Raw genomic sequence first — 21,069 nt, forward strand, 5'->3', positions numbered from 1 at the left:
CGCTGGGTGACGTCGCCCCGGTCGTCGTCCCCGGCCAGGGCGAAGGTGGAGTAACCGTGGCCGAGCAGGTGGGTGGTGAGCGCCTCGGCCGACGCGGTGTTCTCGCTGCAGACCGCGTCCGCCCGCTCGACGGGATCACGCGCGAGCAGGACCAGCGGCGTCCTGCTCCTGATGATCTCGTCCACCACGGCGTCCTCGACGGTCCTGCCGAAGATCACCATGCCGTCCACCCGGCCGACAAGGTCCCTGACCAGGTCCTGCACGGCGGCCCGCCCGCGCGTGGACAGGATGAGCACGGAGCGGCCGAGCTCGGAGGCCACCTCCTCGTACCCGAGGAGGACCTCGGCGAAATAGGGGCCCGACAGGTCGGGGAAGACGATCCCGTTGGCCGCGTGGCGGCCCTGGGCGAGAGAGACGCCGAGGCGACTCGGGGTGAAGCCGAGCTCCTCGACCGCCCTCAGCACCTTCTCGCGCGTTCCGGCCGCGACGGGGCCGGTGTTGCGCAGAGCCCGGGAGACGGTGGCGATGGAGACGCCCGCCCGCTGCGCGACCTCGTAGATGGTCGCCCCCTGACCTTCGTAACTGTTTGACACCTATCGTCCGATCTCCCAGCGAGTGGAAGCGCTTACACTCGACGGCGGCAGAAGGTGGAAGCGCTTACAGTGAATGATCGGAGTCAACCACCGGGCGGAATCATCAGTAAAGACCTGTTACGTCACCGTTACCAAACGAGCACGGCGCCACCCCGGGCTCCGTGATACTCCCCCGGCTCCGGCGCCCGGTCCACCACCGGCACCCCTGGTCCCCCGGCCCCGGTTACCTGGACAATGCGCATATCGATCACTCTCCGTCGATACCTTCGCGCACACTCTCAAACCTCAAGTTTTGTTGATGTCAACCGACAACGAAAGGATCATGCCCGTGCACCCTCCCGCCCATGACCCGCAGGGCTACCGCGACCGTGTGAGAGGTTGCCTGCTGGGCGGCGCGCTCGGCGACGCGCTGGGGGCGCCCATCGAGTTCGAGTCGATCGGGAGGATCCGCAGGCAGCACGGGCCCGCGGGAGTGACCGGGCTGGTCCCCGACTGGCGCGGCACGGTGGGCCTGATCACCGATGACACGCAGATGACGCTGTTCACCGTGGAGGGGTTGATCCGCGGCGGCGACGTCGGCGCGGTCCACCACGCCTACCTGCGCTGGCTGGACACCCAGCGGTATCCCTCCCCACCGCCCGGCTCTCCTGGGAACGACCCGATCCGCACCGGCCTGCTCCGCGAGCAGAGGTGGCTCTACTCCCGGCGGGCCCCCGGGAACGCCTGCCTGTCGGGCCTGCGACACCGGGGCGTGGTCGCCCCCGCGCCGTTCGGCGAGCCGGGGCCGGTCAACCCCGATTCCAAGGGCTGCGGAACGGTGATGCGCTCGGCCCCGTTCGGCCTGCGCGCACGGAGCCCCCGGAGTCCCCGGCACGCCTTCGAGCTGGCCGCCGAGTGCGCCCAGCTCACCCATGGCCACCCCACCGGCTACCTCGCCGCCGGCGCCTTCGCGGCCATCGTGCACTTCCTGGTCACTCCCGCCGAGCAGACCTCGCCGGACATGGCGGAGGACGAGCCGCTCGCGCGGGCCGTACGGCAGGCGACGGCCCTGCTGGAGACGTACCCCTCGCACGAGGAGACCAGCCGGGCGCTGCACACCGCCGTGTCCCTGGCGGCGAAGGGGGATCCGAGCCCGGAGCGGGTCGAGTCACTCGGCGGGGCATGGGTCGCCGAGGAGGCGCTGGCCATCGCGGTCTACTGCGCGCTGACCTATCCCGCGCCCGGCGACGTCGGGCGGGCACTGCTGCTCGCGGTCAACCACTCCGGCGACAGCGACTCCACCGGGGCCGTCTGCGGCAACCTGCTGGGAGCCCGGCACGGCGAGGCCGCGCTTCCCGCCGGCTGGCTCGCCCACCTGGAGGGCCGCGACGCCGTCACCGAGCTGGCGGACGACTTCGCGGCCTGGTCCGCCGGAGATCACGAGATCACCGGCGCCTGGCTCAGGAAGTATCCCGGCGCCTGACGCCGATGCCGGCCGGGACTCCGGTCGCTCACCCACCTCCTGGCGACCTGTCGGAGCGACCATCACCATCCGGAGCATGTCGCCATCCGCCCGCGAACCCGCCCGGTCGGGCTGAACGCCGAACCGGGCGGCTCGTCACGCGGTTCCCGCCTGCCGCCTGAGTTCGTGGCGGGCCAGGGAGTTCTTGTGCACCTCGTCCGGGCCGTCGGCGAAGCGGAGCGTGCGGATCATGGCGAACGCGGCGGCGAGGGGGAAGTCCTGGCTGAGGCCGCCGGCCCCGTGCACCTGGATCGCCTTGTCCAGGATCCATTCCACGGTCTTGGGTGTGGCGATCTTGATGGCCTGGATCTCGGTGTGGGCGCCCTTGGCGCCGACGCCGTCCATCAACCAGGCGGTCTTGAGCACCAGCAGCCGCAGCTGCTCGACCCGGACCCGGGACTCGGCGATCCAGTCGCGGACGACTCCCTGCTCGGAGAGCGGCTTGCCGAAGGCGACCCGCTCGGAGGCGCGCCGGCACATCAGCTCGATCGCCCGCTCCGCGACACCGATCGACCGCATGCAGTGATGGATCCGGCCGCCCCCGAGGCGCGCCTGCGCGATCGCGAACCCGTCGCCCTCTCCGCCGATCAGGTTCTCGGCGGGTACGCGGACGTCGTCGAACGTGATCTCCGCATGCCCGCCGTGGTCGTGGTCGTCGTACCCCAGTACGTGCATACCGCGCCTGACCGTCACTCCGGGGGTGTCGCGCGGGACCAGGATCATCGACTGCTGTCTGTGCCGGTCCGCCGCCGGGTCCGTTTTCCCCATCACGATGAAGATCTCGGCATTGGGGTTCATGGCGCCGGTGATCCACCACTTGTGTCCGTTGACGACGTAGGAATCGCCGTCCCGCTCGATGCGGGTGCTGATGTTGGTCGCGTCGGAGGAGGCGACGTCGGGCTCGGTCATCGCGAAGGAGGACCGGATCTCACCGGCCAGCAGCGGGTGCAGCCACCGCCTCTGCTGCTCCTCGGTGCCGAACATGGCCAGCACCTCCATGTTGCCGGTGTCCGGCGCGGCGCAGTTGAGTGCCGCGGGAGCGATCCGGAGGCTACGTCCGGTGATCTCGGCCAGCGGCGCGTACTGCAGGTTCGTCAGTCCGGCACCGAACTCTCCCGGGAGGAAGAGGTTCCACAGTCCGCGTTGCCGTGCCTCGGCGCGCAGCTCCCGCAGCACCGGGACGGTGGACCAGGCCCAGGGGTTCTCAAGCGCGGCGAGCTGCTCGTCGAACACCGCCTCGGCGGGGTGGACGCTCTCGTCCATGAAGGCGAGCAGCCGTTCGCGCAGTTCCTCGGTCCTGGCGTCGAAGGTGAAATCCATCAGCGGTGCTCCTTCAGTGCGTCGAGTCCTGCCTTGATCAGGGGCTCCACGGCGGCGCCGACCGTGTCGAATCCGGCTCCGACGGTCTGCCCCCGGGTGTGGCGGCAGTGGATGCCTTCGAGGATCACGGCCAGCTTGAAGTAGGCCAGCCCGAGGTAGAAGCCCATATCCGACAGGTTCCGGCCACTCGCGACGGAGTAGCGGTCCAGGATCTCGCCGTCGGCGAGGTAGCCGGGTGCGGTCGAGACGTCGGGCAGGGGGTGATCGATCCCGAACGTCGCCAGACGCTGGTAGACCAGCAGCAGGGCGAGGTCGGTCAACGGGTCCCCGAGTGTCGCCATCTCCCAGTCCAGCACCGCGACGACGTCGCCCGAGCCGTCGACGAGCAGGTTGTCGAGCCGGAAGTCCCCGTGCACGATCGCGGGGGCCGGCGATTCGGGCACGCTCAGCCGGAGCCTGCGGTGCAGCTCCTCCGCACCGGTGAGGTCCCGGCTGTACGACGCGTCGAGCTGCCTCTTCCAGCGCCGTACCTGCCGTTGCAGAAACCCGTCCGGCCGCCCGAAGTCGGACAGCGCGACGTCCGCCGGATCCACGGCGTGCAGAACGGCGAGGGTGTCGACCATCCGCTCACAGATCGCCCGGGTCCGGTCCCGGCCCAGCGGCTCGACCTGGGAGGCCGTCCGGTACGGCGTCCCCTCGACCTTCTCCATCAGGTAGAACGGCGCACCGATCACGCCGGGGTCCTCGCAGAGCGCGTACGTCCGGGGAACCGGGACGTCGGTGGGGCCGAGCGCGGTGATCACGCGATGCTCCCGGGCCATGTCGTGCGCCGTGGCGAGCACGTGCCCCAGCGGGGGCCGGCGCAGGACCCACTCACCGGTGCCGTCACTCACCAGGTAGGTGAGATTCGACTTGCCGCCGGCGATCACCTCCGCTCGGAGCGGACCGCCGACCAGCCCGGGCGCGGCATCGGCAAGGTAGGCCGAGACCCGGGCCGGATCCACCCCGGGAGGGTCGTCATGGCCCGGGGCGACGTCGCGCACCTCCTGGTCGGACATGTCAGGCCACCACCGTCGGGACGGTGCCGGCGACGCGGGCGGGCCTGTCACCGTCCTCCCGCTCGACGGTCGCCCGGCCTCGGGTGACGCCGGTGATCGTGTGCCGGTCGCGGTGGCCCAGGTGGGTGCCGACACCGTTGAACGTCCTCATTCGCGTCTCCTCGTCGTCTCCGCCGTCAGGCGCGGGGCCCGCCGGCGACATAGATCACCTGACCGGACACGAACGAGGCCTCCTCCCGTACGAAGAACGACACGGTCGCGGCGATGTCCTCGGGCCGGCCGACCCGGCCGACCGGGATCTCCTTGGCCGCCGCCGCCTTGAAGTGCTCGAACGGCACCCCGACCCGCTCGGCGGTGGCGGCGGTCATCTCGGTCTCGATGAACCCCGGCGCGATCGCGTTCACGGTGACCCCGAACCTGCCCAGCTCGATCGCCAGCGTCTTGGTGAAACCCTGCAGACCGGCCTTGGCCGCGGCGTAGTTGGCCTGCCCCCGGTTGCCGAGCGCGGAGGTGCTGGACAGGTTCACGACGCGCCCCCATCCCGCCTCGGTCATGTGCTTCTGCGCGGCCCTGCTCATCAGGAAAGCCCCGCGCAGGTGCACGCCCATCACCGCGTCCCAGTCGGTCGCGGTCATCTTGAACAGCAGGTTGTCGCGGATGATGCCGGCGTTGTTCACCAGCACCGTCGGAGCGCCGAGCTCCCCGGCGACCCTGGCCACCGCGGCCTCCACCGCCTGCTCGTCGGCCACGTCCACACCGACCGCCAGCGCCCGGCCACCGGCGGCCACGATCTCGTCCACCACCGGCTTGCACGCCGCCTCGTCCAGGTCCAGGACCGCCACGGCGAATCCGTCCTCGCCGAGCCGTTTCGCGACCGCGGCGCCGATGCCACGTGCGGCCCCGGTGACCATCGCGACGCGGCCCGGCCGCCGGTTCTGCTGCTCGTTCACTTGATCTCCTCTGATTGGTATGTCCGAGTCTTGACGTACTGAGAATGGATCGCCCGGTGATCCCGCGACGGCCGTGGGGGCCGGCGGCTGCCTGCCTGGCCGGCCGGTCACCGACGCGGTGACCACGGACCGCCCTCCGGCCTCCGGCGACCGCGGCGCCGGAGGCCGGGTCACACGCCTCCGGTGAGGGTCACCCCTCCGTCGACCACGATGAGCTGACCGGTGAGCCATCCCGCGTCCTCCGAGAGCAGGAAGGCCACCACGCCGCCGATGTCCTCCGGCACGCCGAGCCGCTTGAGCGGGTAGGCCGACGCGACCTGCTCCTCCCTGCCCTCGTACAGCGCGGTCGCGAACCTCGTCTTCACCACCGCCGGGGCGACCGCGTTGACGCGGACGCCCGGACCGAGCTCGACCGCGAGCTCCTGGGTGATGTAGGTCAGCATCGCCTTGCTCGCGCCGTAGAAGCCGATGCCCGGCGCCGGCCTGACACCGGCCACCGAGGACACGTTGACCACCGAGCCGCCGTGCTCGCCCATCCAGGCGCGGTGCGCCTGCTGAACCCAGGACAGCGCGGCGAGGCAGTTGACCTCGAAGATCTTGCGTGCCACCTCGACGTCGAGGTCGAGCATGGGCCCGTAGACCGGGTTGATGCCGGTGTTGTTCACCAGCATGTCGACGCTGCCGAACGTCTCCAGGGTGCGCCGGACCGTGTCCGACTGGTGCTCGACGTCGCCGCTCCCGCCGGCGGACGCGATCGCGTGGCCGGGGCCGCCGAGAGCCCGCACCGCCTCCTCGAGCGCCTCCCGCTTGCGGGCGGTGACGCAGACCCGCGCGCCCTCGGCCACCAGCCGTTCCGCGATGGCGAAACCGATGCCGCGGCTGGCACCGGTCACGATCGCCGTCTTTCCCTCGAACCTCTTCGTCATCTCCGCGCTTCCCCGACCGCTCACTCCGATGCTTTCCACGTTCTGTCGCCGGTCAGAGACCGAGGTCCCGGCCGATGAGCTCCTTCATGATCTCGTTGGAGCCGGCCCAGATCCTGGTCACGCGGGCATCGCGCCAGGCACGGGCCACGCGGTACTCGTTCATGTAGCCGTAGCCGCCGTGCAACTGGACACAGGCGTCGAGCACGTCGTTCTGCACCTGCGCCGACCACCACTTGGCCTTGGCCGCGTCCACCGCGCTCAGCTCTCCGGCGACGTGCGCCATGACCACCTGGTCGACGTAGGCCTGGGACACCTCGATCTGGGTGACGAGCTCGGCGAGCAGGAACTTGTTGTGCTGGAAGGAGCCCACCGGCTGACCGAAGGCCTTGCGTTCCTTGACGTACTCGATGGTCTCCCGCAGGATCCGCGCGGCGTGCGCGACGTTGGAGACGGCCGCGCCGATCCGCTCCTGCGGCAGGCGCTCCATCATGTGAACGAAGCCGCGGTCGATCTCACCGATGATGTTCGCATGCGGCACCCGGACGTTGTCGAAGAACAGCTCGGCGGTGTCGGACTCGGGCTGCCCGACCTTGTCGAGCTTCCGGCCGCGGCTGAAGCCGTCCATCCCTGTCTCGACACCGAACAGCGTGATCCCCTTGGCCCGCCTCTCCGGGCTGGTGCTGGCGGCCACCACCACCAGATCCGCCGAGTAGCCGTTGGTGATGAAGGTCTTCGAGCCGTTGAGCACCCAGCCGTCCCCGTCGCGCACCGCGGTGGTGCGCAGCGCGGCGAGATCCGAGCCGGCGCTCGGCTCCGTCATGCCGATCGCGGTGACCAGCTCTCCGGAGCAGAACCCGGGCAGCCACCGTTTCCGCTGCTCCTCGCCGGCGAGCTCCACCAGGTACGGGGCCACCACGTCGTAGTGGATGCCGAAGGAGGAGCTCAGTGCCGCGGACACGCCGGCGAGCTCCTCCCCGAGAACGGCGTTGTAGCGGTAGTCCTCCGCGGCGGAACCGTCGTACCGCTCCGGAATCCCCAGTCCCAGGAACCCCTGCCTGCCCGCCTCGATCCAGAGATCCCGGGGGAACGCCCGAGCCTCGATGAACTGCTCCGTGCGCGGCCACACGTGCCGGTCCAGGAACGCCCGGACCGAGTCGCGGAACGCCTCGTGGTCGGAGCTGTAGATACTGCGCCTCAAGAGAACCTCGCACGAGCAGGCTGACTAAGCGCTTGCTTATCGCTAAGCGCTTGCTTAGCCTTCCTCAATTGCGACATCCTTGTCAACGCCCCAACCGCAAGGGGAGCTGGTGAGCCAGATCACAGAAAGTGGTGACGTGCCGGACGACCACCTGACGACGGGGGAAACCCGCCCTACGATCGCCCGCGACCGGCTGATCGCCGCCGCTGTGGAGTCCTTCGCCGCCAAGGGATTCCACGGCACGACCACCCGCGACATCGCGTCGGCGGCCGGGATGAGCCCCGCGGCTCTCTACGTGCACTACAAGTCCAAGGAGGAGCTGCTCTACCTGATCTCACGGTCGGGACACGACGTCACGCTGCGGCTCGTGCGAGAGGGCGCGGCGAGCTCGGACGACCCGGTGGAGCAACTCCTGGCGGTCGTCCGCGAGTTCACCATGCACCACGCCCGCAGCCACACGAGCGCACGCGTCGTCAACTACGAGCTCGCCGCGCTCAACCCGGAGCACTACAGGGAGATCAGCGCCGTCCGGCGCGCCATCGGGCAGGAGATACGTCAGATCGTGGAGGCCGGCGTCGCCGGCGGCGTGTTTCACACCTCCAACCCGCGGATGAGCGCGCTCGCACTGCTGTCGCTCGGCGTCGACGTCGCCCGGTGGTACCGCGAGGAGGGCGAGTGGAGTGACAAGGACATCGCCGACCACTACTGCGAGCTCGCCCTGCGCATCGTCGGGGCACACGGGCAGGCGACGTCATGAGGTCACCCCTGCGTCCCTAGTCGGTGAGTACGGCTCCAGACCCGATGCCGGGCCCGGCCGGCGTGTGGGATCCGCGTACCCGCACCGCGAGCACCGCGGCCCATCCCCAGCCCAGGAGCGCGATGGCGCGGAGGAGCAGGCTCAGGGGCTGGGAGTTCTCGCCGTCCTCCGACAGCAGCCCCGCCAGCAGGTAGAGGGCGGGAAGCGCCACGCCCGTGGCCGCGCAGTAGAGCGCCCAGCCGCGCTCTCCCCGTACGGCGAAATGACGGGTGAAGACGAAGCATGCCGCGACCAGCGAGACGAACCCCACGCCGAAGGCGGCACCGTGCAGGATGTAGCTCAAGCCGGGGGCATCGGGAGGACCCTGCGGCGCACCGGGCGGGTAGCCCCACGCCGGTTCGAAGCGGAAGACACCGGCGCCGACCAGGCCGGTCCCGTACGCGCCGATCAGTAGCGGCCCCCAGGTCCCGCCATGGCCTGGACGCAACGCCCGCCACAGCCCGACCGCGAACGCGATGTTCAGCAGCCCGGTGACGACGAAGTTGGCGATCTGGATCCATCCCAGGTCGCCCAGGCTCAGCATGCTGAGCGGCTGCCGCCTGGGGTCGAAACCCACGCGCGTGTAGTCCTGGATCACGACCGCGAGGATGAACAGCGGTCCGGCTACGGCACCACAGGTCAGCAGCGCCCTGGTCAGCCGCTGTTTTCGCACGTTGGACATGGTTCTCCCCTCTGTGACCGGCCTTCGCGGTCCGGCCCTGACTCCGCGCGGTGTCCGGCGCGCGAGCGTTCCTTAGCAGTGCTAAGGCGCGTCGCCGCCATGCTCCCTTAGCGCTGCTAAGGTGTCAACCGATGGGCGAGAACAGGCGAGGAGCCGGCCTGACCCGGCAGACGATGATCGATACAGCACTACGACTGCTCGACGAGGTCGGCCTGGACGGGCTGACGGTGCGCCGGCTCGCCTCGGAGCTGGGCGTCCAGTCGCCCGCGCTCTACTGGCACCTGCGCAACAAGCAGGAGTTGCTCGACGGGATGGCCGACGCGATCGTCCTGGCCGCCGGGATGGGCCCGCCTCGCGACGGCGAGTCCTGGCAGGACTGGCTCACCCGCCGTGCCCGCGCGTACCGCGGCTCCCTGCTCGCCCACCGCGACGGCGCCCGCATCGTCTCCGGCGCCGCCGCCCTGAGCCCGGCGACGATCAGGATGTTCGACGAGGAGATGACCGCCATGGTCGGCCGCGGCTTCACCCCGGTCCTGGCACTGCGCACGATCACGGCCCTCACCCGTTACGTCAACGGATGCGTCCTCCAGGAGCAGACCGAACGCCAGGAGCACGCGGGCACACCCGCGGACCGGCTCGCGGCGCTGGCCGGACTGCTCGACGGGGGTACGGGGGCCACCCTGCTCGTGGCGCTCCGCGAGAGCGGTGGTTCGCCCGGCGAGGACGCCTTCGAACACGGCCTCCGGGCCCTGATCGACGGCACGACCGCCGCCCTGGCCCGCCGGCCCCCGCCCCACCCGACCTGAGCCACTCACCCGACGGGATCCAGGCCACGCGCGGCCCTGACGCGGCTGTTCCGTGACCGGGATTTGTCAGTCGCCGGCCGGGCCGAACTCACCGACCGCTTCCTGCGGGTCCGCGGTGACCTGCGCACCTACCGGATCCACCTGGGATCGGGCAACATCCTGATGGAGCCCAACGACGCCTATCTCTGCATCGTCCCCCGCGTCGGGTCCGACCAGGTCTTCCTGCCGTTCGAGGAGGAGGGCGGCATGCTCTCGGTCATCATCTCCAAGGCGTTCCTGCTGGCCGACGACACCGCCATCACCGACCCGTCCATCACCCGCCAGATCAAGGGCTGACCCGATGTCCGCGCCGCCCTCGCGGGGTGAGTGGACCAGGTAATGTCCGTTTTTCCGACCCGTGGAATCTCCGCCGTTGACCCTGCCCCCGCGCATGGTGAGGATCGGGGGAGACTGATTACGGAGGTGTTACGCGATGGCCAAGGTGCTGATCGTCACAGGTGACGCGGCGGAGGACCTGGAGGTGATGTATCCCTACCAGCGGCTGCTCGAGGAGGGGTACGAGGTGGACATCGCCGCGCCGAGCGCCAAGAAGCTCCAGTTCGTGGTGCACGACTTCGTCGACGGCTTCGACACCTACACCGAGAAGCCCGGGCACACCTGGCCCTCCGACCTCGCGTTCGCCGACGTCGCCCCGGAGCGGTACGCGGCGCTGGTCATTCCCGGCGGCCGGGCGCCGGAGTACATCCGCAGCGACCGCGACTGCCTGGAGATCGTCAGGCACTTCGCCGGGGCCGGCAAGCCGATCGCGGCGCTGTGCCACGGGCCGATCCTGCTGGCGGCGGCGGGCGTGCTGAAGGGCCGGGAGAGCAGCGCCTACCCGGCCTGCGCCCCGGACGTCGAGGTGGCGGGCGCGACCTGGGTCGACAGCGAGGCCCATGTGGACGGAAACCTGGTGACCGGGCGGGCCTGGCCCGACCACCCGGCGTGGATGCGCGAGTTCATGAAGGTCCTCCGTGTCGCAACCGGCTGAGAGCCAGGGACTTCTCTCGTCCGTCCAGCGTGCGCTGCACGTGCTGGAGGTGGTGGCGTCGGCCGGTGACGGCGTCACCGCCAAGGCCGTGGCGCGACGCTGCGGTTTCAAGCTGTCCACGACGTACCACCTGCTGAACACGCTCATCCACGAGGGCTACCTGGTCCGGCTGCCCAACTCCCGGGGCTACGGCCTGGGCTACAAGCTCACGTCGCTGAACCAGCGCCTCCGTGACCAGCTCGGCAGCACGCCGCTGGTGTCGGAGGCGCTCCAGCACGCCCACCGGATCAGCGGCACCGCCGTCTACTACAGCGTGCTGCGGGACGCCCACCTCGTGGTCGCGGAGGTGGTCGACTCGCCCGAGACGCCGCGCGTGCAGCCGCTGGATGTGGGCTTTCACGAGGCGGCGCACGCGACGGCGTTCGGGAAGGTGCTGCTCGCGCACCTGCCCGCCCGCCGGACCTACCTCGCCGAGTTCGGGCTGCGCCGCCTCACCGACAGCACGATCACCCGGCTGGAGGACTTCGAGGAGGAGCTGGACCGGGTCAGGGCGACGGGCGTGGCCCAGGAGGTCGAGGAGTTCCGTCCCGACCTCGCCTGCGTCGCCGTTCCCGTCCTCGACGCCTCGGCGAGCGTGGTCGGCGCCGTCGCCGCCTCGGCCCCGCTCGACTACTTCCGCGCGCACCGCGACCTGATGATCGAGGGAGTACGCGAGAGCGCCCGGCTGCTCGGCCCGTACGGCTGACGGCGGCCGGCGTCGGCCCCGGGACCGGTCCGCCGTGAAGTGACGGTCAGCCTCCGCGTCCTTTCGCGCGACAAGCCGGGCATTTCACACGGCCGCCCCGCGATCGCCGAGGCCCGGCCGGCAGGTCCCACGGAACAGAACGGGCCGTGTCCCCTCGCGATGCGAGGGGACACGGCCCGTGGAGCGTCCCTACCGGAGCGCGGCCCGCTGGTCCGCCGCCACCACGGCGACCCACACCATCGCGGTGATCGCGCCGATGGCCAGGGTCAGCGATCCTGCCTGCCCGCCCGACATCGCCCAGATGTCGCCGAGGGCGAAGACCAGACCGCTGAGCCGCGAGGCGGCGGCGAAGCCGGGGCGGCCGGCGCGGGAGAAGTGGCGGCCCAGCACGAAGCAGGCGGCGATGAGCGCGGTGAACGCGATGGATCCGGCGACCATGTGCATGAGGGCGCTCCCGCTCAACGTACCCGTCTGGCCCAGCGGGGTGCCGGCCGGGAAGCCGTCGCCCGGGTCCATGACGAACACCCCGGCGGCGGCCGTCGCGACGCCGTTGACCAGGATCAGCCTGGGCGTCCAGGTGCCGCCGGGCGTGCCGTGCAGCACGCGGCGCAGGCCGATCGCGCCGGCGATCGTCAGAGCGCCGCTGACCAGGAAGTTGGCGATCTGCAGCCAGCCCAGGTCGCCGGTGCTCAGCATGCTCAGGGGGTGACGCATCAGGTCGAAGCCCTCGCGGGTGAAGGCCTGGGCCAGCGACACGACCGTGAAGAGGGCCGCGGCGGCGACGGAGCAGGCGAGCAGGGTGCGCGTCGCGGGGGTGACGGTGCCGGACTGGACGGCGGTCATGATTGCTTCCTCTCTGGTGCGACGGGGCTCCGTCGCCGTACTCGGTCCGCCGGTCTCACCCGGCCTCGCTGACGCGTCGAACGAGGAGGGCGGGAATCGACGCCGTCCCACCGTCACACTCCTGAACTGCGGATACGTCACCCCATCCGCATTCCCTGTCACATCGCATTCCCTGTCACATCAGGCCGCGGCCCAGGTCAGGCGAGGCATGTCGATTTCCGCCGGTCCGGATCGACGCGTAGCCGGAGACCGGCGAGGATCGGTTCTCTGACCACCCGAAGGAGATATGACGATGCAGTTCCTGATGACCACCAAGGGCGGCGACGCGGCACCCCCGAGCGAGGCGGTCCACGCGGAGATGGCCGCGTTCGTCGAGGAGATGACCCGGGCGGGGGTGCTGCTGGCGACCGGTGGCCTGGACCCGGCCGGCATCCGCGTCTCGGCCTCCGGCGGCGAGATGACCGTCACCGACGGGCCGTTCACCGAGGCCAAGGAGGCCATCGTCAGCTTCGCGCTCATCGAGGTGGGCTCGAAGGAGGAGGCCGTCGAGCTCTCCCGGCGCTTCTGGAAGATCATCGGCGACGGCGCGGGCACCATCCAGCAGGTCTTCGGCCCGCAGGACTGATCGGGTCCCGAGGTCTTCACCATCGCGCGGTGCGGCGCCACCGCACCGCGCGACGCGGACCGGCACCGCGGCGCCGTCCACTTCCGGCGAAGCGAGCCCTCCTTGACCGGCGGACGCCTCTCCCCTGCTCGCGACTTCCCCGGCGACCCGCCCTGCACCCCCCTCGGAGATCCTCCGAGGGCCGTCGTCGCTCCCCGACGCGTGATGTGACTCCGAGCCGACCAGGTGAGGAGTGCTCTTCAGCGGATCAGGTTCACCCCGGCCCCGAGAGCGGCAACCAAGGGTGGCGTCTCGCGTAAGGCAGAGAATCGCCCCATAATGCTTGATGGAATCGTATTATCCATCCTTTAATATGCTTCTTATTGAGTTAGAGTGAAATAACTGAAAACAGGGCGAAGGGAATGGTGGAGGCGATGTCACCGGGAACGGGGCCTTTGTCGCCGGACTTCGCCGGAATCGACCCCGAGCTGATGCAGGGCTTCATCGCCGCGCTGGAACGCGGTCGCGACGTGATCGGCGAGCAGACCGAGCGGATCCGGCAACTCCTCGCGACGGCCGAGGTGCCGGCGGTGGGCCTGCTGCCGATCAGGGAGATCGACGGCTGGGTCAGCGACGAGCTTCTGGGGCTGCGCAAACGCCTGCAGACGATCAACCAGGACCTGCCCATGCTGGGAGTGGAGGTCGGCCTGCCGAAGCAGTCCTCGGCCTGGACCGGTGGCCTGTTCCAGAACCCGTTCCAGTGGGGGCTGCTGCCCTACGACGAGAAGACCGGAAAGTCCCCGGCGGGCAGTGCCAAGAAAGGCACCGAACTCGCCTTTCAGCTCTCGCAACTTCCCCCGTCCGCCCTCGGCCTGCCCGATGCCGCCTACGACCGGATCCTCGACAAACTCGCCGACGGGCAGCAGGACGCCTATCTGACCGCCGGGTTCTTCCGGGTCATCGGCCCACAGGGCATGCTCGGCATGCTCCAACGTCTGGACAGGTACGACAAGAAGGCAGCCGACGGGCACCGGAAGGTCATCGGCGACGCCCTGGCCACCGCGGTCGGCGCGCAGCCGGCCCTGCTCGGCTCGGAGTGGGAGGCGGGCAACCTCAAGAAGGCGCCGGACGGCGAGCTGGCATCCCTGCTCCGGTACGGCATGTTCCCCGCCGCGTGGCTCACCGAGATAGCGCGGGGCAGGGTGGGAAAGCCGGTCGGCGACGGCGACGGCACCCGCCCCCGGCGGTGGAAGACCGACCTCGCCCCACTGCTGCCCGCCCTGGCGAACAACCCCGACGTGGCCAGGGGCCTGTTCAACGCCATGTCGCGCGAGGATCTCAGAGATCTGTTCACCGAGCTCAACCGGATGGAAAGCCCCGAACACGCCTTTCAGCGGCCTGCGGGCATGGACTTCGACATCAGCGTGGAGTTCGGCCGGATGCTCGCCGCCGGAGGCGGCGCCTACGAGAAGGGCCCGCACAGCCCCGAGGCCGCGAAGTTCGCCTTCAACGTCATGACCATCATGGGCGACCTCAAGGACACCGACGGCACCGAGGACACCCCGGCCACCCCGATGGAGGTCGCGCCGGGAGTCAAGATCTTCATGTCGACGCTGGCCGGCGCCTACGCCGCCGAGATCACCGAGGGTGCGAACATCGGCGACGCCAACATGACCGAGGCGAGCACGCTCAAGCCCTTCACCTCGGCCTTCGGCACGACGGCGGCGTTCACCCTGAGCCCGAAGGACACCTACAACTTCCTGAAGACCTTCGCCGACTCCGCCAAGAACCTCGCCCCGTTCGACCAGGGCATGGGCCGCTTCTCCCAGCAGCTCATCGCCGACGCCTCGGCGACGGCCCGGCGCACCGGGGACGTCGAACACCTGGACAAGGCGTTCACCGCTCTGGGCAACGTACGCGGCTTCGAGCTGGCCGCGATCGAGAAGGTCCAGGGCGACCTGGACATGGTAGACGAACAGCGGAAGAAGCTGGTGAACTTCACCCGCGACACCGCCATCGCGCTGACCAGTATCTTCGCCGCGCCGACCCTGGCGTACGACTTCGCCTGGTTCGCGTTGAGCACCACCCTCGCCGCCGACGGCGCCTTCGGCAAGGAGGACGAGACCCGGATGGACAAGGCCGACAAGGACGACAGGGCCGCGACCCTCAGCCGCCAGCACACCTACGCGCAGCTGCTGATGGCCAACGGCTTCACCCCGAAGGTGACGGCCGCCGAGTTCCAGGCCAGCTGCCCACCCGGCGTATCCATCATCGACGCCAAGGGCAACCTCAGACCGTTCGCCGAACTGATCAAACAGGGCAACAAGGGGTTGGAGTCCTTCGAGCGGTGGGCGGCGGTCAATGGGATGGGTAGCGAGGCCAAGGTTTCACTTGGAAGGCTGTCCAACGACACAGCGAGTTGGTTCGAAGGCGGCAACAAGCGAGGCCGAGAGCGTGGCCTGGCCTTCGATAGTTAACTCACGAGGTTGGGAGACACTCAGTCTCGCCTCTAACCGCGTACTGCCCATTGCCAGGCGACTCCAAAGTCATCTTTGTCTTGTACTCGTCGTTGGCGAGCTTGATAGGAGCATCGCCATGGTCTTCAACGATGCGATAGGGGGCCACCCCGGAAAGCGAGCCCAGCAAGAGGGTATTGAGGCTGTCCGCCTCACGTTCCGTTGCCGGATCCCTGCCGACGGCGGCGAAGGTCCGCTTGGCTTTGCCCTCACCACATGAGATATCACGCCCGCCGGAATCGGTAATTCGGACGTCCAAGGCATGGCGCCCCTTCATCAACTCGGTGATATGCGATTTGAGGGTCTCCCCCGCTTCCGCCGCCGTAGGCCCGCTATCCCCACATCCGGACACCGCCAGCAACCCCACCGCACACACCAGAACGCCACACCGCACAAAACGTGTCATGCATTCCTCCAGCACTGGCCGAGGTGCCACAGCTCCAATAATGTCCAATAGTCCGTCCGATGTATCCGCATCCGAAGGGGAATAAATGAATTCTCGCCCGGAGGACCTGGTGCCCAATCCGCGGCGCCAACTGCTGGAACAGACGTTGACGGAGGTCAGGGCGCGGGTCGCCATCCTGGAGGCCGCCCTCGACCCGGCCCACGGCCGGCTCACCGGCCAGCCGACCTGGGTGGGGCCGAAGGCCCGGACGTTCACCGAAGACCTCACCGCCCGCCGCGTACGACTACGCCAGGCGGCCAGGGCGCTCGTCGACGCCCTCGAAGAGGAACTCCGCTCCGCCCCGGCCAAGGTTCCGCCCTCCACCGCGCGGTACTGACCTGCGCCGCCCTTGACACACGGACGACCGCTGAACGCCGGATCCTCGACGAGGTCTGTCATGCGGTTCCCACGCAGAACCGCCGGTCGCGACCCGGACTAGAGTCCGAAGTGGACATGCGACACCCAGACGATGGGGCGGTAGGGCTCTCGCCTGCGGGCGCGGTTGACCGCGTCGTGCAGGGCGCGTGCCGTCCGGGACGTGTGGATGCGGCCCTGCCGGTCGCCGAGTTCCTGATAGACCTCATCGATGATGCTTCGGGCGCTGTCGTCCCCCACGGTCCACAGGGTCGAGACGACATGCCGGAAGTTGCCGAGGAGCAGCGCCGCCGAGAGATGGATCGCCTCGTTCGGCAGCTCCGTACCGCCGACGGCCGTCTGGCAGGCGGACAGCACGGCGAGTTCCGCCGTTTCCAGATCGAGGCGGGCGAGATCGGTGACCTTCAGAGGCTTGTCGTACAGGTAGAGCGCGCCCTGGCTGGGGTCGGCGAGGTTCTGTCCGGCGTGGCAGGCGAAGTGGACGCAGGTGTGCGAGGCCAGCAGGTCAAGTGCCCGCTCACAGGTGGCGTCGGCGTTGAGCCGTGCGGTGTGCCGGTCCGGGAACCGGCGCCGCAGTGACTCCGCCTCCCGTTGGGCTCCGGGCAGCGGGTCCAGGGTCGGCGCGTATCGCGGCCGGTCGCTCAGGGCCAGGATCAGCAGCCGCCGCATCTGATCCGGAGGCGCCACCGGACGGCCGGCTCGGATCAGACCGCGCAGGGTGGGCATGTAGGAGGACACCACGCGTTCCATGACGGCGTCGCGCTCCCGGCCGTCATCGGGATCGTGGTAGCCGGCGGCGTGCAGCGGGAGCAGGGTCAACGGCCCGGTAGGGCACCACCACACGCGCTGCCCCTGCCAGGCGCCCGCGTCGTGGGAGTCGAGGACCGGGCCGGCGACCGTGTCCCACAGCCACTCCAGCGTGGCCAGGACGGTCTGCTGGCTGGGCCCCGTAAGTGCTTCAGGCTGGTTCAGCCGATCCAGGGCGGCCAGATAGCGCTCGGTGCGGTGCTGCGCCTCGTCCGCGGTGAGGTCGGGCAGCGGGATCAGCCGTATCCTCCCGGGCGTCACCACCAGCGCGTCGCACCGGTACCGGCTGACGTTGACGATGATCATCGGACCGGCGGTGGTCGCCTCGGACAGGGCGGAGAAGGGCAGGGGCAGCAGGAAGTGCTCGAAGCCGGGGCGGCGGCGGATCTCGTCGAGCAGGGCCTCCCACTCCCGTGCCAGCCGGCGCCGCCGTTCGGCGGCATCCTGCTGTCCCGTGGGGTCCCCGATGGCCCCGTCCAGTCCGGCCCGGAGGTGTTCGAGCCGCTCCGCCGACTCCGGGTGTGCCTCCCGCAACGCGGTCAGGTCGGTGCGGGTGTCCAGGGCCTGGCCCCACAGCACGGAACGCCCCTGGTCGAGCAGTTCGACCGCCTGCTCCAGCCGGCCGCATGAGATCGCGCAGGCGGCGGCCTCGGTGGCCACGTTCGAGCGCGGGGCCAGCAGGCGCTCCCTGTCGGCCCGTTCCAGCCCTCGCCATGCCGCCAGTGGGAGCAGGCCGACGGCCGTGGCGAAGCCTTCCGCCGCCGCCTCCCAGTCAAGGTGTCCTGCGGCGGCGCGGTCGGCGGCGAAGCCACCCCAGGCGACCGCCGCGTCCAGTCGTTCGCGCGGGGGCGAGGTGAACGTTCGCGCGGCCTCCTGGAACAAGGCCAGGCTGCGGTCGGCATCGCCCGCACGGGACGCCGTACCGCCGGTCTCGCTCCGGTCGCGCAGCATGCTTGCCAGCGTGAACAACGCGTGGGTGCGCTGAGGTGAGGAGGCGTGCAGAGCGTCGGCCGCGGCCTCGGCCTGGCCGATCGCCGCGTCGAGATCCGTGGGGTCCGCGAGGTCGGCCCGGAGGAGCGCTCGGTCCCACAGGGCCAGGGCAAGGTTGATCCGGTCGGCGGGGTCCGGATGACCGTTGGAGGTCGGCTCGACCGCCTCCCGGCCGAAGCCGACGGCCTCTTCGAGGTCGGAGAGGTCGCCGGTGAGCAGGTACCGGGTACGCAGCCGGTTGCAGAGGTTGCTCAGCGCCGTCTGCCTCGCGTTCCCCATCGTGCGGGATGTGTTCAGGACCTGGCGACCGAGATCGATCGCCTGGTCGAGGTCTGCCCGGTTGCGGGTGTGCCGGTAGCGCAGGACCAGAGTCGTGCCCAGCGTCTGGAGGAGGGATATCCGTCCGACGAGGTCGTCGGCGGGTACCGTGTCGGCCGCGCGGCGCGCGGCGTCGACCGCCTCGTCCAGATCGCCGCTGCCGCCGTCGCGCTCGAATCGGCGCACGTAGGCACCGGCCAGGGCCGACAGCTCGCTGCTGCGATCGTTCCGGTACATCAGTGCGTCCACCTGTCCCCCGGTGGCCTGCCGCAGTTCCTCGATGTCGGCGTCCGGCCGGTTCAGCAGGTTCCGTAACTGCTGGACGACGTGGTCCGGGCCGTACGCGCCGTACCGGAGGTGTTCGACGGCGGTGTCGAGGTCCTGGTGATCGCCGTACTGCTCGAAGCGCCGCAGGAGGAGCACACCGACGTGACTGGAGATCATCGTGCGTGCCGGGTGGTTCGCGGGCATTCCGGCGAGCACGCGACGGCCGATGTCGAGACCCGCTTCGAGCTCGGAGGCGTCGCCGGTCCGGTTGAACCGCTGGATCCGCTCGGCGAGGACGTTGCCGTACTGGAACGCGGTGACGACGTCGGAGTCCTCGCCCACCTCCTCGGGGGAGACCGCGGGCCGGTCGCCGGGGCCCGAGACGAACTGCGCGCGGCGCAGGGCGGGGGTGACGATCTCCTCATGCCGGGTGCGGTGTGCCTCCTGCCGTCGGGTCACGGTGTCCAGCAGGGCGTTCGCCCGCTCGCGCTGTGTGTCTCCCGGCGGAAGGTACGGCAGGGCCGCCAGCAGGCGGTCGCGGGCCTCGTCAAGTTCGTGCGGTGCGCCGGTGTGCTCCTCTCGCAGGATGAGAGTGGCGGCGAGGTCCAGCGCCGTGCGGCCGTATTCCTCCTCGGGCGGCCCGACGACGTCCAGGGACTGCCGCATCGCGTCGACCGCCTCGTCCAGGTCGGACAGTGAACCGGTGTGCTCGAACCGTTCAACCAGGTGCGCGCCGAGACTGTGCAGTGTCTGCCGGCGCTGCCGTGGGACGGGCAGGGGCAGTGCCAGCAGCCTCGACCATGTGTCGACGGCGGCGTCGAGGTCCTCCCGCGTTCCCGTGCGCCGGTACCGGGCGTCCGCGGTCATGGCCAGCAGGGTGAGGAAGGGCACCCGGTTCGAGTTTCCCTCGGGGCACAACCGCACCGCTTGGCGGATCATGCCCTCGGCGACGTCGAGGTCTGCCGGATCCTGGCCTCCGAACCGGTGGCGGTTCAGCAATGCGGAGCCCAGGTAAGCGAAGTAGGCCCCCCTGTCGGGAAAATCCTCGGGCAGTTCCGGCAAGGCGAAGCCCAGCAGCTCGATCCCCCGATCGCGGGCGAGCGGGTCGGCGTCCGCTTCGGACCGAGCGATCAACAGGCATGCCTCTTCGGCACGACTGTGCGGCGTACGCGGAGCGGGGCACGCGGGCGCGGGCATCCCGTGGCCCGCGGCGCGCTCCCGCTCCAGCGCTCGCAGCTCCGTGAGCATCGACGACGCCCGCGTCGGGTCGCTCCACGCGGCCTGTCCCACCGCCGCTTCCAGGACGCGGATCGCCTCGTCGAGGTCCTCGCGGACATGGGTCTGCTCGTAGCGCCGGTAGAGGACGCGGGACAGGCTCTTCGACTGGTCGGCGCTCACGGCACCGGCTCGCAGGGCGGCCTCCACGCCCTGACGCAGGGCGTGGACGGCTTCGTCGAGGTCCGCCGTCGCCCGCGTGTGGCCGAACCGGGCGGACAGGGCCTCACCCAGCGACAGTTGGGCGCCGATGTGCTCCTTACTCCCGGCCGGCGCGACCGCCAGGAGCTTCCTGCACATCTCGACGGTGGCCCTGGCGTTCTCGGCCGTGTCCTCCCGGGCGAGCCGGCGCTCCAGGATCGCGCACAGTACGTACAGGAAAGGGGCACGCCCGGAGCCCACGGCCGTGGACAGTGTCAGTGCGGCCCGGCCCCGGGCCAGGGCGTTGTCGAGGTCCACGGGGTGCCCGAAGTGTTCGTGGCGTTCCAACCACGCGGTGGCGCCCAGCAGGTGGTACCCGGCGAGGTACGCGTGGTCCGCCGGCAGGTCGGACAGGGCACGCTCGAGCGCGACGAGTCCGACGAGGGGATCGGCGCCGCCGCTCCTCGCGGCGTCCAACACCGTACGGGCGGCCTGCACCCTGCTGTCCGGATCGGCGCCGAACTCGACCGCCAGTTCCCACAGTCGCTCGGGGATCGTGCTGGGGAGAACGTCGTGGAGCAGGCCCACGAGCATGACCGTCTCGTCGAGGCCGGGCGGATCGAGGTGCCGAACCAGGCGTTCCTCGCGGCACAGGTACAGCCAGCCGATCAGCTGTAACGCCCGTTGCCTGGTGGCGGAGCGCGGCGGCTCGGCGCTCACCTCCCGCAGCAGCTGTTCGGCGTCGGCGGTCAGTTCGGGCCGGGAGACCTCGGCGGTCCGGCCCGTGCTCAGGTATTCCCGGACGCCGCGCTCGATTCGCTCCTCCGGGCCGCCGCCCCACCGTAATCGCATCGCGACCTCCTGCCGTCGTTGTCACGATAAC

General features: G+C 70.1%; 20 protein-coding genes. 9 read left to right on the forward strand and 11 right to left on the reverse strand.

Annotated features, from left to right (window positions below):
* Window positions 1–593, reverse strand: a 593-nt coding sequence (locus ACWD3H_RS11495; protein WP_451954862.1) for a LacI family DNA-binding transcriptional regulator, incomplete at its 3' end; no start/stop codon positions are given.
* Between the two features lie 298 nt (window positions 594–891).
* On the opposite strand from ACWD3H_RS11495, the gene ACWD3H_RS11500 reads away from it, so the two are divergent.
* A complete protein-coding gene (locus ACWD3H_RS11500; protein WP_451954863.1) occupies window positions 892–2,055 on the forward strand; it encodes an ADP-ribosylglycohydrolase family protein in 1,164 nt (387 codons plus the stop codon).
* 135 nt (window positions 2,056–2,190) lie between these two features.
* Here the strand turns inward: ACWD3H_RS11500 and ACWD3H_RS11505 are convergent, their stop codons facing one another.
* From ACWD3H_RS11505 to ACWD3H_RS11530, 6 genes are all read right to left on the reverse strand, one after another.
* Window positions 2,191–3,414: an acyl-CoA dehydrogenase family protein gene (locus ACWD3H_RS11505; RefSeq protein ID WP_451954864.1), complete on the reverse strand. Its 1,224-nt coding sequence runs from the start codon at window positions 3,412–3,414 to the stop codon at window positions 2,191–2,193.
* Window positions 3,414–4,472, reverse strand: coding sequence for a phosphotransferase family protein (locus ACWD3H_RS11510; protein WP_451954865.1), 1,059 nt, complete (start codon window positions 4,470–4,472; stop codon window positions 3,414–3,416). Before ACWD3H_RS11510 ends, ACWD3H_RS11505 begins: the two co-directional genes overlap by 1 nt.
* A gap of 1 nt (window position 4,473) precedes the next feature.
* Window positions 4,474–4,623: a hypothetical protein gene (locus ACWD3H_RS11515; RefSeq protein ID WP_451954866.1), complete on the reverse strand. Its 150-nt coding sequence runs from the start codon at window positions 4,621–4,623 to the stop codon at window positions 4,474–4,476.
* 25 nt (window positions 4,624–4,648) lie between these two features.
* Complete coding sequence (gene fabG / locus ACWD3H_RS11520) at window positions 4,649–5,383, reverse strand: 3-oxoacyl-ACP reductase FabG (protein WP_355626209.1); 735 nt, start codon at window positions 5,381–5,383, stop codon at window positions 4,649–4,651.
* 209 nt (window positions 5,384–5,592) lie between these two features.
* Window positions 5,593–6,348 (reverse strand): SDR family oxidoreductase, encoded by a 756-nt coding sequence (locus ACWD3H_RS11525; RefSeq protein ID WP_451954867.1) that lies wholly within the window; start codon window positions 6,346–6,348, stop codon window positions 5,593–5,595.
* A 52-nt stretch (window positions 6,349–6,400) separates the two neighbouring features.
* Window positions 6,401–7,546 carry an acyl-CoA dehydrogenase family protein gene (locus ACWD3H_RS11530; protein WP_451954868.1) on the reverse strand — a complete coding sequence of 382 codons (1,146 nt, stop codon included), beginning with the start codon at window positions 7,544–7,546 and terminating at the stop codon, window positions 6,401–6,403.
* A 109-nt stretch (window positions 7,547–7,655) separates the two neighbouring features.
* Between ACWD3H_RS11530 and ACWD3H_RS11535 the strand changes: the two genes are divergently transcribed.
* The gene (locus ACWD3H_RS11535) at window positions 7,656–8,303 is read left to right on the forward strand and encodes a TetR/AcrR family transcriptional regulator (RefSeq protein WP_451954869.1); all 648 of its coding nucleotides are present in this window, start codon (window positions 7,656–7,658) and stop codon (window positions 8,301–8,303) included.
* A 16-nt stretch (window positions 8,304–8,319) separates the two neighbouring features.
* Here ACWD3H_RS11535 and ACWD3H_RS11540 read toward each other — a convergent pair whose 3' ends face one another.
* A complete protein-coding gene (locus ACWD3H_RS11540; RefSeq protein WP_451954870.1) occupies window positions 8,320–9,024 on the reverse strand; it encodes a DUF998 domain-containing protein in 705 nt (234 codons plus the stop codon).
* Between the two features lie 131 nt (window positions 9,025–9,155).
* Here ACWD3H_RS11540 and ACWD3H_RS11545 point away from each other — a divergent pair, with 131 nt between their 5' ends.
* The 4 genes from ACWD3H_RS11545 (at window position 9,156) to ACWD3H_RS11560 (ending at window position 11,605) form a co-directional block, all read left to right on the forward strand.
* The gene (locus ACWD3H_RS11545; RefSeq protein WP_451954871.1) at window positions 9,156–9,830 is read left to right on the forward strand and encodes a TetR/AcrR family transcriptional regulator C-terminal domain-containing protein; all 675 of its coding nucleotides are present in this window, start codon (window positions 9,156–9,158) and stop codon (window positions 9,828–9,830) included.
* 63 nt (window positions 9,831–9,893) lie between these two features.
* Entirely contained in the window at window positions 9,894–10,166 is a 273-nt protein-coding gene (locus ACWD3H_RS11550) for a DUF7737 domain-containing protein (RefSeq protein ID WP_451954872.1), read from the forward strand.
* 136 nt (window positions 10,167–10,302) lie between these two features.
* Window positions 10,303–10,860, forward strand: a complete 558-nt coding sequence (locus tag ACWD3H_RS11555; protein WP_451954873.1) for a DJ-1/PfpI family protein — start codon at window positions 10,303–10,305, stop codon at window positions 10,858–10,860.
* Window positions 10,844–11,605, forward strand: a complete 762-nt coding sequence (locus ACWD3H_RS11560; RefSeq protein WP_350912527.1) for an IclR family transcriptional regulator — start codon at window positions 10,844–10,846, stop codon at window positions 11,603–11,605. Before ACWD3H_RS11555 ends, ACWD3H_RS11560 begins: the two co-directional genes overlap by 17 nt.
* Before the next feature lie 189 nt (window positions 11,606–11,794).
* On the opposite strand, the gene ACWD3H_RS11565 is transcribed toward ACWD3H_RS11560, so the two are convergent.
* Complete coding sequence (locus ACWD3H_RS11565; RefSeq protein ID WP_451954874.1) at window positions 11,795–12,448, reverse strand: DUF998 domain-containing protein; 654 nt, start codon at window positions 12,446–12,448, stop codon at window positions 11,795–11,797.
* Between the two features lie 286 nt (window positions 12,449–12,734).
* Here ACWD3H_RS11565 and ACWD3H_RS11570 point away from each other — a divergent pair, with 286 nt between their 5' ends.
* Both ACWD3H_RS11570 and ACWD3H_RS11575 read left to right on the forward strand, forming a co-directional pair.
* Entirely contained in the window at window positions 12,735–13,073 is a 339-nt protein-coding gene (locus ACWD3H_RS11570) for a YciI family protein (RefSeq protein ID WP_451954875.1), read from the forward strand.
* A gap of 413 nt (window positions 13,074–13,486) precedes the next feature.
* On the forward strand, window positions 13,487–15,529 hold the full coding sequence (locus ACWD3H_RS11575) for a hypothetical protein (RefSeq protein ID WP_451954876.1): 2,043 nt from the start codon (window positions 13,487–13,489) through the stop codon (window positions 15,527–15,529).
* Between the two features lies 1 nt (window position 15,530).
* Here the strand turns inward: ACWD3H_RS11575 and ACWD3H_RS11580 are convergent, their stop codons facing one another.
* Entirely contained in the window at window positions 15,531–15,974 is a 444-nt protein-coding gene (locus ACWD3H_RS11580; protein WP_451954877.1) for a hypothetical protein, read from the reverse strand.
* 85 nt (window positions 15,975–16,059) lie between these two features.
* On the opposite strand from ACWD3H_RS11580, the gene ACWD3H_RS11585 reads away from it, so the two are divergent.
* The gene (locus tag ACWD3H_RS11585) at window positions 16,060–16,350 is read left to right on the forward strand and encodes a hypothetical protein (RefSeq protein ID WP_350965467.1); all 291 of its coding nucleotides are present in this window, start codon (window positions 16,060–16,062) and stop codon (window positions 16,348–16,350) included.
* A gap of 98 nt (window positions 16,351–16,448) precedes the next feature.
* Here ACWD3H_RS11585 and ACWD3H_RS11590 read toward each other — a convergent pair whose 3' ends face one another.
* Window positions 16,449–21,038 (reverse strand): CHAT domain-containing protein, encoded by a 4,590-nt coding sequence (locus ACWD3H_RS11590; protein WP_451954878.1) that lies wholly within the window; start codon window positions 21,036–21,038, stop codon window positions 16,449–16,451.
* Window positions 21,039–21,069: the final 31 nt, after the last annotated feature.

The organism is Streptosporangium sp. NPDC002607, from assembly GCF_053592655.1.